The organism is Bradyrhizobium sp. 179 (assembly GCF_023073535.1).
Lineage (GTDB): Bacteria > Pseudomonadota > Alphaproteobacteria > Rhizobiales > Xanthobacteraceae > Bradyrhizobium.
In genome coordinates this window covers 75756-89279 of sequence record NZ_JADPJR010000033.1, presented here as the reverse complement: position 1 = coordinate 89279, position 13524 = coordinate 75756, and the positions used below count along the sequence as shown (strand labels likewise).

12 protein-coding genes and 2 pseudogenes are annotated in these 13524 nt (G+C 64.7%); all 14 read right to left on the bottom strand.

Going from position 1 to position 13524, the window contains the following annotated elements; genetic code table 11:
- Nucleotides 1-67: 67 nt before the first annotated feature.
- A complete protein-coding gene (locus IVB12_RS08175) occupies nt 68-970 on the bottom strand; it encodes a hypothetical protein (protein WP_247297521.1) in 903 nt (300 codons plus the stop codon).
- The gene (locus IVB12_RS08170) at nt 967-2517 is read right to left on the bottom strand and encodes a hypothetical protein (RefSeq protein WP_247297589.1); all 1551 of its coding nucleotides are present in this window, start codon (nt 2515-2517) and stop codon (nt 967-969) included. Before IVB12_RS08170 ends, IVB12_RS08175 begins: the two co-directional genes overlap by 4 nt.
- Nucleotides 2518-2798: 281 nt before the next feature.
- Nucleotides 2799-3797: a polyprenyl synthetase family protein gene (locus IVB12_RS08165; RefSeq protein WP_247297587.1), complete on the bottom strand. Its 999-nt coding sequence runs from the start codon at nt 3795-3797 to the stop codon at nt 2799-2801.
- Between the two features lie 148 nt (nt 3798-3945).
- Nucleotides 3946-5289 carry a cytochrome P450 gene (locus IVB12_RS08160; protein WP_247297519.1) on the bottom strand — a complete coding sequence of 448 codons (1344 nt, stop codon included), beginning with the start codon at nt 5287-5289 and terminating at the stop codon, nt 3946-3948.
- A gap of 254 nt (nt 5290-5543) precedes the next feature.
- Nucleotides 5544-6086: pseudogene (locus tag IVB12_RS08155) on the bottom strand (SDR family NAD(P)-dependent oxidoreductase); the annotation flags it as partial.
- A 16-nt stretch (nt 6087-6102) separates the two neighbouring features.
- Nucleotides 6103-6411: a ferredoxin gene (locus IVB12_RS08150; RefSeq protein ID WP_247297517.1), complete on the bottom strand. Its 309-nt coding sequence runs from the start codon at nt 6409-6411 to the stop codon at nt 6103-6105.
- Between the two features lies 1 nt (nt 6412).
- Nucleotides 6413-7702 carry a cytochrome P450 gene (locus IVB12_RS08145; protein WP_247297515.1) on the bottom strand — a complete coding sequence of 430 codons (1290 nt, stop codon included), beginning with the start codon at nt 7700-7702 and terminating at the stop codon, nt 6413-6415.
- Nucleotides 7703-7796: 94 nt separating this feature from the next.
- Nucleotides 7797-7964 (bottom strand): annotated as a pseudogene (locus IVB12_RS08140) (cytochrome); the annotation flags it as partial.
- Between the two features lie 1065 nt (nt 7965-9029).
- Nucleotides 9030-9314, bottom strand: coding sequence for a ferredoxin III, nif-specific (fdxB, locus tag IVB12_RS08130; protein WP_247279041.1), 285 nt, complete (start codon nt 9312-9314; stop codon nt 9030-9032).
- A 13-nt stretch (nt 9315-9327) separates the two neighbouring features.
- Nucleotides 9328-9528, bottom strand: coding sequence for a CCE_0567 family metalloprotein (locus IVB12_RS08125; protein ID WP_247297512.1), 201 nt, complete (start codon nt 9526-9528; stop codon nt 9328-9330).
- 7 nt (nt 9529-9535) lie between these two features.
- Complete coding sequence (locus tag IVB12_RS08120; protein ID WP_247279039.1) at nt 9536-10006, bottom strand: NifX-associated nitrogen fixation protein; 471 nt, start codon at nt 10004-10006, stop codon at nt 9536-9538.
- Nucleotides 10007-10016: 10 nt separating this feature from the next.
- Nucleotides 10017-10412, bottom strand: a complete 396-nt coding sequence (gene nifX, locus IVB12_RS08115; RefSeq protein WP_247279038.1) for a nitrogen fixation protein NifX — start codon at nt 10410-10412, stop codon at nt 10017-10019.
- Between the two features lie 22 nt (nt 10413-10434).
- Nucleotides 10435-11817, bottom strand: coding sequence for a nitrogenase iron-molybdenum cofactor biosynthesis protein NifN (gene nifN, locus IVB12_RS08110; protein WP_247297510.1), 1383 nt, complete (start codon nt 11815-11817; stop codon nt 10435-10437).
- Nucleotides 11818-11826: 9 nt separating this feature from the next.
- The gene (gene nifE, locus IVB12_RS08105; RefSeq protein ID WP_247297585.1) at nt 11827-13476 is read right to left on the bottom strand and encodes a nitrogenase iron-molybdenum cofactor biosynthesis protein NifE; all 1650 of its coding nucleotides are present in this window, start codon (nt 13474-13476) and stop codon (nt 11827-11829) included.
- Between the last annotated feature and the right edge of the window lie 48 nt (nt 13477-13524).

Sequence of the window (13524 nt, the reverse complement as noted above, 5' to 3'; positions counted from 1 at the left end):
ATCGGGCGACGGCGTTGCGTCGGATCGGACCGACGGCAGCGCGCGCACGCCGCCGCCTCCCGCGCGTTCAGGCTGGCGCACGCTGGCCTGCCCCCGCAGCGTCGCTGCGGTAGCGGCTGGTCGAGGTCTGGTAGTACTGCACGCGGATGGCCGCCATGGCCTCGATCAACGGTCCCCACGGCGCGGGAAAGCGTTCTGAAGCCATCACCCGGTGCAGCATGCGCGTATGGCCGGCCAGCTCGTCGTTTAGGAACTCCACCACAGGCATAGCCGGATAGCGCTGCAGCAGCAGGATCGCCGCGTTATCGGCCTCGCCGGCCGACCTGTCCTTGTCGCGTCCATGCAGATCGTTCTGCAGGCGCCCTATCGCGGAGATGAGCCGCAGGACCTGGCGAAACGCCGGACGCGCGCGCAAGGTCGCCATGTTCAGCCCCCACAGCAACGACAGGCAACAGAACACGTTCGTGTAGGCGATCGAATCGATGCCGTTGTGCAGGTACTCGGCGTAGGACCAGCGTTCCGACCCTGCCGCCTGCGCGTGTCCGGCGCGCAGCGCCGCGCAGTAGCACCGGGTATCGTCGAGAAGCTGAGCATAGTCGCGACGATCGTAGGCGAGCGCGGCCAGCGAAGCACGCAGCACAGCGCAGCCCTCGAATCCGGGGAGCGCGCACGGCACGCCCTGCCCCAGCGCCTGCTCCACCGCAGCGAGCTGCTCCGGCGCGATCAGGCCAAGGTCGTTGCAATCGTCGAGCCAGAACAGCAGCGCCAGTTCGCGATAGAACGCCACGATCAGCGTTTCGTCCTGCGGATCGCGGCCGGTGCGGGCGCTGGTGTCGCGCAGGCTCGGGTGGATGCGCTGCAGGATGTACTGGCCGCCCCTGACCGCTTCCACGGCATGCTCGTCGGCGAACCCGGTCAGGGAACGCCCCCACTCCAGCACCTGCTGCAGCGCGCGTTCGGTCTGAATCATGGCGCCGCTCCTGCTCCCTCGGCCGGGACGCGCCGCCCCCAACGAAGCGCCAGCCACAACCCGGCGAGTTCGGCCACGCGCACGACCCGGGTGGGGCAATACAGTTCCTTGCCGATCCACAGCGACGTCTGCGGCGATGCATGCGCCGCATGGCGGGCGAGCATCCACTCCAGTGCACGCGCCACCGCCTGCGCGATGCGCCGGCGCCCTGTCGGCTCTTCGCTCCCGTCCATCACGTACAACGCGAACAGCGCATAGGCGGTTTCCTCGAATGTGGACGCGCGACCGGCGCCCCAGCCGCCGTCGTCGCGCTGCGCCTGCAGCAGCGCCGCCAGCGCGCGCTCGTCGCGCCACTGGGGCTTGCCTTGCGCCAGCGCAGCGATCGCATGCGCGGTGGGATACAGCCACGAAACGTGCCATTTTTCGTTGTCCCATAGACCGTGCGTGTTGCGATTGGCCTCGACGTAGGCGCTGGTGCCGGCGGCGGGCTTTCCCAACAGTCGCAACGCATGCAGGGCATGGATGTTGGTCGACACCGAGGCATTGCGCTCGCCGGGGAAGGTGACGAACAGCTCGCCGATTTCGAAATGGCGCAACGGATCGACCGCCGGGTCGCGGCCTGCAAGGCGGAGGACGCACAACGCAACGGCGGTGTCGTCCGCATCGGCCGCGAAGTGCAAGGCCGGGCCCAGACCGCGCATGCCCAGGCGGGCGTCGAGCTGCGCGACGATCACACGCACCGCCTCGGCGAGCGCGGGATGCGCGAACAGCCCCGCCAGATGCAGGGTGTAGAGCGACCAGCATGGCTCGAACACATTGATCGGCCAGACGTTGGGAACGACACCTTCGATGCCGCTGCGCGTCGCCCGCGATGCCGCCTGCAGATACGCGTCGGCGCGCGCGACCTGCGGCGTGCTCCCCTGTGTCACGGCGTGCGCACGACACGCGGCGGTGGCCGCCGGACTGATGCCGATGCTGCCGTCGTCATCCGGGCATGCGGTGGTCGGCGACGTCCCCCAGGCTTCCCAGGAGTGCAGCAACGGATGACCGCTCGGCAACGTCGTCATCGCCCCCAGTTTGACCAGGCACGCTTGCCGCAACGGCAACAGCGCCGGGTGGCGCGGAAACGCCACGCCGCCCAGCAAGGATGCGGCCTCGCCGCACAACTGCGGCAGGATCAGCTCCGCGCCGATCGGCGCGTCTTCCGGCACCGTCTGCGCGTAGGGATCGGGCTCGCGCTCGAGGAACCGGGTTGCAGCCTGGACTGCGTCGGCAGCGCCGGGAAGAGGATCGGCACGCTGCAATGCCAGCAACGCCGCCCAAGTGGGCGCATGACGGAACAGCGGGAAGTCCGCGCTTCCCCATCCTCCATCGGCCTGTTGCTGCGCGATGAGCCACGCGTATGCGTCCTGCCGACCGGTGACGTTGCCGCGGAACTGTAGAGCTCGCGCCGTGTCATAGACGGACGGGCCGACGCTGCCGCCGTCGCTCATCTCGCTCAGCAGGTGGCGCAATTCGGAAAGGATCTGTTCAGACAGCGCGTTCACTCGGGATGTTCCTTCTGCAGACGGTTCGGGCAGACGCCGCGCACGTCGCCGCAGGCCCGTCGCGGCCCGGCGCATGGGCAGCGCCGGACGGTCGCCCTGCTCCGGCGCGGCGACGCGCCGATGCTGGCGCCGGTCCGCCGCATAGGCTTGCGCGCAGCGCGCCGCGGCCGTGCTGGGCAACGGCTGCGATCGGCGCCGCGGATTCGGACACAATGCAGCATGCACCGCTGCCGCCGGGCGATCGCAGCGGCACAGGGGCGACTCCATGCGGACGGGCGCGCTCATGCGCATGGCGCGTGCTTGAACAGATACGCGTTGGCCCGCTGCAGCATCTGCGCCAACCGTTCCGCACGAGGGCCCAGCGGGGCGATGGCCTCCCCGGCGTCGCGCAACAAATCCAGCGCGAACTGGCGCGCTGCCTGCAGCCCCATGATCGACGCGCAGGTCGGCTTCTGCGCCGCCGCGTCCTTGCCGGGGGTCTTGCCCAGCGTCGCGGTATCAGCTGTCGCGTCGAGAATGTCGTCGACCACCTGCAACGCCAGGCCGAAACAGGCGGTGTAGCGATCGAGCGCACAGTACAGCGCAGCGTGCGCGGCATCCTCCGCGATGGCGCATAGGGCGCCCATGCGAACGGACGCGCGCACTAGCGCTCCGCTCTTCATCCGGTGCATCGCCACGATCCTGTCCAGCTCGACGTGCTTTCCGACCAGCGACAGATCCATGGCCTGCCCGCCTGCGGCACCCTCGGCGGACACCGCCTGCGCCAGTTCGCGCACGAGCGCGATACGGTTGTCGCCCGGCGCATCCAGGCTCGCCAGGGTCAGGAAGGCGTGCGCCTGCAGCGCATCGCCGACCAGGATCGCAGTGGCTTCGCCGAACTTGACGTGCACGGTCGGGAGGCCGCGGCGAAGCACGTCGTCGTCCATCGCGGGCAGGTCGTCGTGGACCAGGGTACAGGCATGCATCATCTCGAGGGCGGCGCCGACGTTCTCGAGCATGTGCGCCGGCGTGTCAGCCAGTGCGCCGGCAGCCAGACAGAGCAAGGCGCGGGTGCGCTTGCCGCCATTCAAGGTGGCGTAGCGCATCGCCGCCATCAGCTCGGTCTCACCATTGTCTTCGGCGCAGAGAAGACGCGCCAGCGTCTGTTCGACCCGCTTTGCGCCGTCCTGCATCCAGATCTCCGGCAGCAGCCTGCCGGACGCGCCGCGCACCTGCGCGCCCAATCCGCCGAGCGCGGAAACGCCAGTTCGGTCGTCCTGTAGCGTAGAACCGGTCTGCATGTTGTTCATGTCCTTGTACCTGACACGGCCACGGCGAGCGCCGAGCCGCCGCGGTGTTGCCGGCGTCGCACCGAGCGCACGCGCCGAGTGCAGCAATGCCGCGCGTCGCCGGCGCCGCTGCCTCGCCACACGGGGATGCGATGCCAGCTCATGAGAATTCGATGCGGATTGTCATGGACGGATGTGCGGTCGGGTAATAGCGCCGGCCTTTTTCGACGCCGCTCAGCAACCGCGGCCGCACCCCGGCCTTGTGCATGGTCAGCGCCAAGGCGATGCAGAACTGCACCAGTTCCAGCCATACCAAGTGGTAGCCGATGCAGACGTGTGGGCCGGTACCGAACTGCAGCATGTCCACCGGCTGGATCGGCTCCGTGCGTTGCAGCCACCGCGCCAGGCGGAACTGATCAGGCGCCTCGTGCAGCAGCGCCGAGGTCGAGAAATGGAGCAGCGGGATGCACAGATGGGTGCCCGCGGGAATGCGCCGTTGGCCGAGTTGCAATTCCTGCAGCGCGCGACGCGGCAGCAGCGTGGCCGTCGGATGCACGCGCAGCGTCTCGCGGAACAGCGCCTCGGCGACCGGACACTGCGCCAGGTCCGCGTGCCGGGTCGGCACCGCGCCCACGCGTTGCGCCTCCTCGACCAGGGCGTCCCACAGCACAGGCTGCCGCGCCAGCTCGATCACCATCCAGGCCATCGTTGAGGCAGTGGTGTCGTGACCCGCAAGCAGCAGCAAGCGGATATTGGCGACCAGGACGTCATCGGAGAGCGCATCTTCGCTGCGATCGAAAGCGCTCACCATCTCGTTGATCAACCCCGTGCGCGCGGGATGCGCGCGCACGTCGCGGACGAACTGGCGCAACTGCGCGTCGATCCAGTCGCGGGCGGCGCGGCCGCGCCGCAAGGGCAGTCCGGGCAGGTCGACCGGCGGCGCGACGATCAACTGCACCACTTGCCGGTACTTGCGATGCCATCCCGGCAGGTCCTGCGCGGGGATTCCCATGAGGCTGAAGATGAGCTTGAGCATCAGGTCGCCGGTTTCGCGCAGGATGGTTACGTCGCCGCGATCGCGCCACGCCTGCACCCGTGCCCGGATGACGGGCACGAACAGGTCGCCGATGCCGGCCTGGGTCAGCCCCTTGGGCAGGAACGCCGCCTTGATCGCATCGCGCGCCTGCCGGTGCGCGCCGCCGTCCTGGGTAACCAACGTTCCGCCAAGCAATTCGGGCGCGATCTCTTCGATCAGCGCCGAGGACACGTCCTTGTGCCGGAGCAGTGCGAACGCATCCGGATCCACGCAGGTCATCAGGTGTCCGGCAGGGCCGAAATCCAGCCAGAAGTGGCTGCCCAGCGTCCGTTCCGCGCGCCGCAGCAGGCGCGGCAGGTCGCAGACGATGGCGGGAAGATGCCCGACCAGGGGGAACGCGCCGGGCACGACCGGGATGTCGTGCCGCAGCCGGTGCCGACGGTCCAGCGGGTTGAGCAGCATGTCCATCAGCAGCGCGGCGCCGCGGCCGCTTCGGCGGTGTGCCGGCAGGCCGCGCGGCGCGGCTGTTGCCATCGTCGGCGTACGTCGGCACATGCGCCAGCATGCCGCCGTCGATGCACACGACCTGGCCGGTGATGAACGCAGCATCGTCGTAGAGCAGGAATGCCATCAGCGCGGCCACGTCCCTCGGGCCAGCCGACGCGCGGCAGGAGTTGGTGCCGGCGCAGATGCCGTTGCATGCACTCGTGCAGCTTGGCGAGGAGACGCTCCGTCATGACGAGACCCGGCGCAATCGCGTTGCAGCGGATCTGCGCATGACCGTACTGGGTAGCGAGCGAGGCCGACAGCATTTTCATCGCCGCCTTCGACGCGGCGTAGGACGTCTGCGCGGTGTCACCGCTGAGCCCTTGGCACGACGACATGTTGACGATCGCGCCACCGCCGCGGGCGATATGGCCTGCCGGCAGCAGAGCAGCATGCCGCGCAGATTGGTCGCCATGGTCTGATCCCAGGCCGCCAGGTCCAGGTCGAGGATCGCACGGTGGCGCGGGGTCAGATGCATGTCACTCCACCAGCAGGTCGACCCCAGCGAAGTGCCGCTCCGCCGTCTCGAGCAGCGCTGAAACCGCCTGCGCATCGGCGATGTCCATGGCCAGGGCCAGCGCGTGGCCCGCTTCGGCCGCGATCTGCGCGGTGCAGGCGATCGCCGCCGAGCCATCAATGTCGGCCACCACCACTCTGGTGCTCTCGCGTGCGATGGCGAGGGCGCATGCCTTGCCAATGCCGGCGCCGGCGCCGGTCACTACGGCCACCTTGCCTTCAAACCGTGCCACCGTGTCCTCCTGGATTGCGTTGGTCTTTCGCGGCATGTCGCTCGGCCTCCGCAGGAGAAGGCGCAGGGTCGACGCTGGCGCACTCGTCATCACCATCGTCGCTTTCGATGACCCGAATGGCGGCGACCGGGCACTGGCTGGCCGCGAGTCGCATGGCGGCGTGTAGCGCCTGCGGGACCGTCGCCACGCACACTTCGGCCACGCCGTCGGGTTCGCGTTGGCGAAAGGTGCCCGGCAGCGTCAGCACGCACTGCCCGCTGGTTGCGCACATATCCTGGTCGACCAAGATGCGCATCTCAGCCCCCCTGCGCATGCAGCCGCACCGGCAGCGCGCGGAACGTCCTAAGGAACTCGGAGGTCTCCCGCGTCGGCGGCTCGGCCAATGCCAGCGTGGGGAAGCGCGCCTGGATCCGCGGCAGGCTCTCGGCCAACTGCACCCTGGCCAGTTGCGCACCGAGGCAAAAGCGGATGCCGTGGCCGAAGCTCAGCATGATCTTCCCGTCGGTCGACATGCCAGGACTGGTGCCGTAGAACCGCGCGGGATCAAAGCGGTCGGGATCGGCGAAGGCGTCCGGGTCGCGATTGCCGGCCGCGATCAGCACGCGCACGTCCGCGTTCTTCGGGATCACCACGCCGCCCAATTCGATGTCGCGCTGGGCGATACGCAGAGTGGCGCTGAACATGACGGGCGAGTCGCGGCGCAGGACTTCTTCGACGAATGCCTTCACCCCCACGGCGTCTCCCTGAAGCCAGTGCCGCTGTTCGGGATACGCCAGCATCGCCAGGACCGCATGGTCGATGGTCGCAGCAGTGGTTGCGAAGCCGCCCAGCAGCATGCCCCAAAGCATGCTGATCAACTCCGCATCCGACAGCGTGTCGGCATCGTCGTCGTGTGCGCCGACCAGCATCGACACGATGTCGTGGCGTGGATCGGTGCGCTTGCGCTGTATGAGGTCGCCGAAGTAGGCCTGCACCCTGGCGCTGGCCGCGTCCGCCGTGGCGAGCTGGGGGTCGCTGGCGTGCGGGCCCAGGCCTTTCAGAATGGGGCCGATGACGGCGGCGAGCCCGAACATGTCGTCCTGGGGCATGCCGAACAGTTCGGCCAAGACCAGCATGGGCAAGGCCAGCGCGAATTCCCGATGCAGGTCCACCGCCTCCCCGCGCTCCAGCGCGGGCGCCATGCCATCCAGGCGCGCTGCGACGATGCGCGCGATGCTCGGCCGCAGGTTGTCGATCTGGCGCATGGTGAAATCGGGCGAGATCAGCCGGCGCAGACGCGTATGCGTCGGCTGGTCCTTCATCGCTAGTGTAGACGCCAGCAGATTGAGTGATAGGCTGGTCGCCGCACGCGGGAAGTGGCGCGCCAGTTCGCCCGGCGCCGGTGCCCGAAACGCATCGCCCGTGGCCGTGAGCGCCCAGTAGATGTCGGCGTGGCGGCTCAACAGAAAGAGGCCCGACGCCGCGCGATGCACGGGATCGTGCTCGCGCAACCAGTGCATAAACGGATACGGGTCGTGGATGCGCGCTGGCGACGCCAGTTCGGCGAAGGCGTCCCGGCATGCTGCCGTGGTTTCTTGCACGTCCATCTTGGTTACCTGTTGGCTGGCTGATCTGATCGGCGCGCGCCAGGCGCGCCGGCAAATTGCGGAGAACATCGCGATTCCCGGCGGCGTCCGAGCATCACCAGAGCACCGGGAACCCCTCGAACCCGCCAGTGATGATCTCCTTGCGCAACTTCGCTCCTTCGGGCGCCACGGCCAGGCGCAGCGCGGGAAAGCGCTGGAAGATCGAACCGAACACCACCTTGAGTTCAAGCCTGGCCAGCGCCACGACGATGCAGTAGTGCGGGCGGCGAGCCTGTTTGTTAGGGGGCGATTTCGCCGAGGCCCCCTTCCCATAGAATGCTATCTGATGCGGATTTGCCATTTTGCTTTTCTTTCTTCGCTCCATCGATCGCGATGTCATCCACGAAATGAAGGTCGGTCGGCGGCTCCCAGCTCGCAACGAAGGGTTTCAAAACTCGTGCCAATTTGGCCGACCCAGCAGAAGAAAAGATTGTGATTGCTTTTCAGCGGATTAGCCTGCGGCCAGACAAGAGCTCGGCGAAATAGGCCGGTGTCGCGGACCAACAAAGGCGACAGAACAGTGTCGGATAGTCATCAGACGTCAGACCGGCGACACCTTCTTTATCAGTTCTCCTGAATGACGATTCCAGTTGCTTAGTATATCCGGCCTCTCGCCGCTGTTGCAGCCAAGCCATGATGAGATCCACGCACGCCGTTCCCAATAAATGGTTGGGGCACGAAGCCCGCTTTTTTGCACAGGGTTTACGGTATGCTGATCCACTGTTTCGTCATCACTATTCGCGAGCCTTGCGATCGAGCTAGAAGCGTCAGGTAAACGCGGGATCTCTGCGTTCGTTGCCAGAACAGCATCTGTTCGAAGCGCTAACAAAGACAGTGCTCCAGATCGACTTCACGTCGGTCGTCATGAACGGGATGCTAGAATTCTAGCTCTTCGCGGGAGCGCTCCACGTCGATCTCGCAACATTGGTAAGCCGCGCCGTAGTGGCTTTCTATTCTGGCAGGCCGCTGGTCTCCTTGGTCAGTCGCTGCCGCTGTCCTGGGCGCTGGTGTTTGGCGCGCTCATCAGCCTGACCGATGCGGTGGCGGTCATGGGTACGCTCAAAATGTAAAGGCACCTGAAAGGTCGAGATGCAGGGCGAGGCACTCTTCAACGACGGTGTCGGCGTTGTCGTTTTCACGATCCTGCCGGCCTTCGCCGCCGGGGCCCATGCGAGGTCGCGGCCGATTCGGAAACTGCCGGCTTCACGCCAGAACAGGTAGGATCTGGGCGTTCCCTACCAGCTACTATCTGACAACTGGCTCGTCGATCTCGTCGGAGAAAGCTAAGTCAACCAGGTGGTGTGTGGGTCTGACAGTTTGTTGGGCACACCCGGGCGCAGGCGCTGCAGCCGATGCAAGCGCCTTCGTCCTTCAGCACCATGACCTTCTTTTCGAGCTCATCGTCGTCCTCGTCGAGATCGATGATCTCGCCACCCTCACTTAGCCCCTTCAGCGTCATGACCTCACGGCCGCAGATCTTGTAGCAGCGGCCGCAGCCGATGCACTTCTTGGGATCAATAGCAACCAGGTAGTCCGGCCTCCAATTGCGACCGTCGCGGGTCCTGAATGACATGGCTAACCGTCCGTTATGTTTTGTCCAGCGCCTGGAGATATTGGCGTTTGCTTTCGAGCTCGCTGAAGGCAGCGTGGGCCTTCTGGGCCACGCTCAGGATCGACGACCAGTTGACCGGCAGCTCCTCGGAGAGGTCGTGGAGGTCCATCTTGGCCTGAGCCGCCTTGGCCGACAGCTTCTTTATTTCCGCTTTCAGAATTTCGATGTCGCTCACACTTGCCTCAACAACTCGCCACTTCCGGGAACTTACGGATCATCTGAACGCCACTGTTGACGAATTTGTCGCCTTGATTGGCGAGATCAGAGAGATGGTCGAAACCAAAGCGATGCACGTCGCGCAGGTGCTTGCTCACGACAACGAGCCGGCCGCCGATCAGCACGATCCGACCGAACCCTTCGTGATGCATCTTCAGCATTGGCGAGATCATCACACCGGTCGCCTTCTCGATCGAGAGCGCAACGGCGTCGAAGAACAGCTCCAGCCGCCATGTCGTGTCCGGGTCGGGATTGCCGACGATCGGCAGCGCACGGCGCTTGCGCTTGTCGAGAACGTAGGGTTCGAGCAGCTCGAGATCCGTTTTGCCCTCCCAGGCGCAGTGGGTGTCCTGGGCGCGCCAGATCTTGATGAGCTCTTTCAGAAATGGCCCCTCCGCCGCGGCGGCGGCTGGAGTGACTTCAGACGGATCGGCCATCTTTGTTCCTTCAGGCTTCGAAATCCAGCGTACGTTCACGGCTTTTGGTGAGCAGCTTCCGCAGCCAGGGCGGCGGCGACCCCTTCAGCACGGTTTCGAGTTTGACGCAAAGATCGTGGATGGGCTCTGGCTGCAGCACCTTCATGGGATGGATGTTCCTGGCGACGACTCGCGCAGCACCCGAGCCGCCAATCGCCGCAACATAGAGGATTGCGCACTCCCTGATCGCCTCGATCTTCGGCGCGAGCTTATCCTCATTGCCGTCTTCGGTGAGGTCCCCGTCGAACTGGATCGCCTCAATAAACCGATGCCCGTCCGGGTCCACCTCGTAGATCGCGATGTTCTTGGCCCAGCCGAAGTGGGCATCGACGTGCTTCAAGTCCTGAGTGGCGAATGCAACTTTCATCCGGGTTGTTTTCTCTACCTGCTCAATGCAACTGGGGCGGATTGGCCTGCGGCCCGCCGCAGGTTGATCGCCAGGTGTCGGACGTCGGCCCATGGTTGGCTTCGCGGTCGGTGATGATCAGATTGGCGATGTCAAAGATCAGATCGCGCGTGCCGCGATAGCCAGCGATCGTGAGGTGCGCAGCGCCAACGCGATCGAACATCGGAAAGCCGACCCGGAAGAACGGGACATTGAGTCGCGAAGCGGCCTGGCGGCCATGTGAATGCGACATCAAGAGGTCGCAGTCACGCGACCTGGCAAGCTCTTCAAGATCCTCCAGATCGCCGATCAGGACGTCCTCGGTCCTGACCCGCTGGAGCACCGGTGAGTTCGTCGTCGTCACCGCAGCACTTACCTGTGCGCCCATTTCGTGGAGCAAGCTGGAGAGATCGAATAACAAGTCCGGCTCGGCGCCGATCGCGAGCTTGCGGCCGCCGATATGGAAATGTGCATCCAGCATGGCGTCTGCCAGCTGTCCACGCTGCCGGCGATATTTCCAGGGCACCGACCGGCCGCTGATCTGGCTCAGGAAGGCGATGAATTCGTCATTTGGGACAAGGCCACAGAGCCGCTCGAACAGGCGGAACGGCGTGCCTGTCCGCACCTGCATGGCCTCGGCCGCACGGCGCATTTGTGCGCCGATCGCGATCGTCCAGGCCACCTGCCCCATGGTCGCAATCTCGTCCACTCCAATGCCCCCGATCGTGGTAGGCGTGAATTCGTCGGGGATGTGACCGTCCAGCGAACCGGCAACGTCCGGCAGGAACGAGGGCTTGAGCCCAAAATCCTCAAAAATCGTGCGAAGCTCGTCGAGATCGCCGGGCGTGAGGTGACAACCAGGTAGTACGTTGACGCGGGAGATATCGCGCGGTCTCGCTGTGTCGACCGGAGCCACAAGCACCTCGATCATCCGCGCCACTGTCTTGCCCCAGCCATCCTGAAAGGCATCCTTGAAATCCGGGGTCGAGACGTAGACAAGGGGGAGCTTTTCGAGCTTCGGATGCTTCTGTCGGATCAACCGGATGAAGGCTTCGACGTCATCGCCGTTGGTCTCGGTGACGCCAGTCGAATTGATGCCAATGATCTCGGGCTCGACCCGATTGTAGATGTTGAGGATCGCCTGTTCGAGATTCTCGTGGCCACCGAGCACGGTGGCAACCTCGCTCATGGCGGTCGTCTGCATCGGCACGGCTTCATTGAAATGGCGCACGAACAGCGTCAGCCCGAAGGAGGTGCAACCTTGCGGGCCGTGCAAAAGCGGCATCGCGCCGCGCAGGCCCAGGAAGGCAAATGAGCCGCCGATCGGCTGGCTCATTTTGAGCGGATTGACCGAACAGGCTTTCTTCGAGGTCGTGACGATCGCCATGTCGTTCCCCTACTCCGCCGCCTGCAGTGCCGGGGGCTGCAGATCGGAACAAATGTCCTTACAAGCAACGCACCGTGCGGTGGAATTGGTGCACGGCCACGTCCTGGCGGGCTTGGCGAGATTCGGGCCATGCGCCTCAATCGCGCTCTCACCACCGCCGGCCTCACCTTCATTGGAGGAACTTATCGTATTGACGCCGTTCTTGCTCGCGTCCCGAACTGGATCAGCGGCTTGCGCATACATCTGCGCAACTGTCCTTGCCTGACGCTTCCGGTCGAACTCATCCCATGGCGCGGGTTGGCGGAGCTGATCCCATATCGGATTGTAGAGCGCTTTCTCGATCTCCTCCATGAGATTGACAATCCCGATATACCCCATGTAGGCGTGGCAGCGCTCCTGGTTGATATCGAGCCACGGCATCGCCGCCTTTAGTGCGACGAATTGCGACTTGCCGCCGGAGAGCATGATGTCGGCTTTTGCGTCCTTCAGCATCTTGTAGATCTCGCGAGGCGACATGTCCTCGATCATGTGGGCGTCCTGGCCCATTAATTCCTTGATACGTTCCTTGTCCTTCTTGGTCGATTTCTTCACGGACGTGCCGACGATCTCGAGCCCGGCCTCTTGCAAAGCGGCCACCATCGACCAGGATTTCACGCCACCGGTGATGAGAACAACCCTCTTGGCGGCAAAGCGTGGTTTGAAACGTTCAATCGCAGCCCAGGCTTTGGTCTCTTCGCGTGCGATCAGGGCTTGCGTGCGCTCCATCAGCTCAGCCGGCGCGCCGCGTTCGATCAGCATGCGCGCGATCTGGCGCAGTGAATCGCTGGAATCCTCAATACCGTAGAACGAGCCTTCAAAAAACGGGATGCCGTAGCGCTGCCTCATCTTGCGTGCGACGTTTATCATTGCCTTTGAGCAGACCATCATCGCGGCTTTGGCTCGGTGCGAATAAGCGACCTCGCGATACTTGCCGTCCCCCGAGATGCACGACAGGACCCGGATTCCGAGCTCATCGAGCAGCGGCTTGATCTGCCAGAGTTCGCCGGACAGGTTGTATTCGCCGATGATGTTGATGTCATACGCAGTGGTGTAATCGGGCTCTCCGGTACCGATGACGTGCTCCAGCAGTGCTTCGCCCGCGAGCTTGTTGCCAAGGTTCTTCGACCCCACAAATCCCGGTGCATTGATGGGAATGATCGGTTTGCCAAATTTGGCGGAGGCCGCCTTGCAGACCATATCGATGTCGTCACCGATCATTGCGGGCACGCATGTCTGGTAGACGAAGATGGCCTGCGGGTCGTATTTCTCTGTGATCTCCTTGACTGCCCTGTACAACCGCTTCTCGCCGCCGAACACGATGTCGGTCTCGCTCATATCTGTGGTGAAGCTTCTGCGCCACAGATCGGAGCCGGAGGAGGCGGAACCGCGATTGTCCCAGGAATTGCCCTCACAGGCGATTGGACCATGCACAAGATGGGCAACATCGGTGAAGGGCTGCAGTGCGACTTTGGCGCCATCGAAGGCACACCCACCGGCGACGCCGCCCGGCTTCAGCTGCTTGGTGCATCCATTCTTGCGCTCGACGTTCGACTTGCTCGCGTTCCTGGCGCAGCCCGGTTCGTTAAAGACGTCCTGTATGGTCGTGGGAAGCGAAGTCATGGCGTCTCTTTCGGGGATGTCAAGACATTCGCACAGACCAAGAGGATG

Excerpts from the sequence above, each read along its gene's own strand:
- nifN (WP_247297510.1), bottom strand. The coding sequence starts at position 11,817 with ATGGCGATCGTCACGACCTCGAAGAAAGCCTGTTCGGTCAATCCGCTC.
- fdxB (WP_247279041.1), bottom strand. The coding sequence starts at position 9,314 with ATGTCATTCAGGACCCGCGACGGTCGCAATTGGAGGCCGGACTACCTG.
- IVB12_RS08120 (WP_247279039.1), bottom strand. The coding sequence starts at position 10,006 with ATGGCCGATCCGTCTGAAGTCACTCCAGCCGCCGCCGCGGCGGAGGGG.
- nifE (WP_247297585.1), bottom strand. The coding sequence starts at position 13,476 with ATGACTTCGCTTCCCACGACCATACAGGACGTCTTTAACGAACCGGGC.
- IVB12_RS08145 (WP_247297515.1), bottom strand. The coding sequence starts at position 7,702 with ATGGACGTGCAAGAAACCACGGCAGCATGCCGGGACGCCTTCGCCGAA.
- IVB12_RS08150 (WP_247297517.1), bottom strand. The coding sequence starts at position 6,411 with ATGCGCATCTTGGTCGACCAGGATATGTGCGCAACCAGCGGGCAGTGC.
- IVB12_RS08160 (WP_247297519.1), bottom strand. The coding sequence starts at position 5,289 with ATGGACATGCTGCTCAACCCGCTGGACCGTCGGCACCGGCTGCGGCAC.
- IVB12_RS08175 (WP_247297521.1), bottom strand. The coding sequence starts at position 970 with ATGATTCAGACCGAACGCGCGCTGCAGCAGGTGCTGGAGTGGGGGCGT.
- nifX (WP_247279038.1), bottom strand. The coding sequence starts at position 10,412 with ATGAAAGTTGCATTCGCCACTCAGGACTTGAAGCACGTCGATGCCCAC.
- IVB12_RS08165 (WP_247297587.1), bottom strand. The coding sequence starts at position 3,797 with ATGCAGACCGGTTCTACGCTACAGGACGACCGAACTGGCGTTTCCGCG.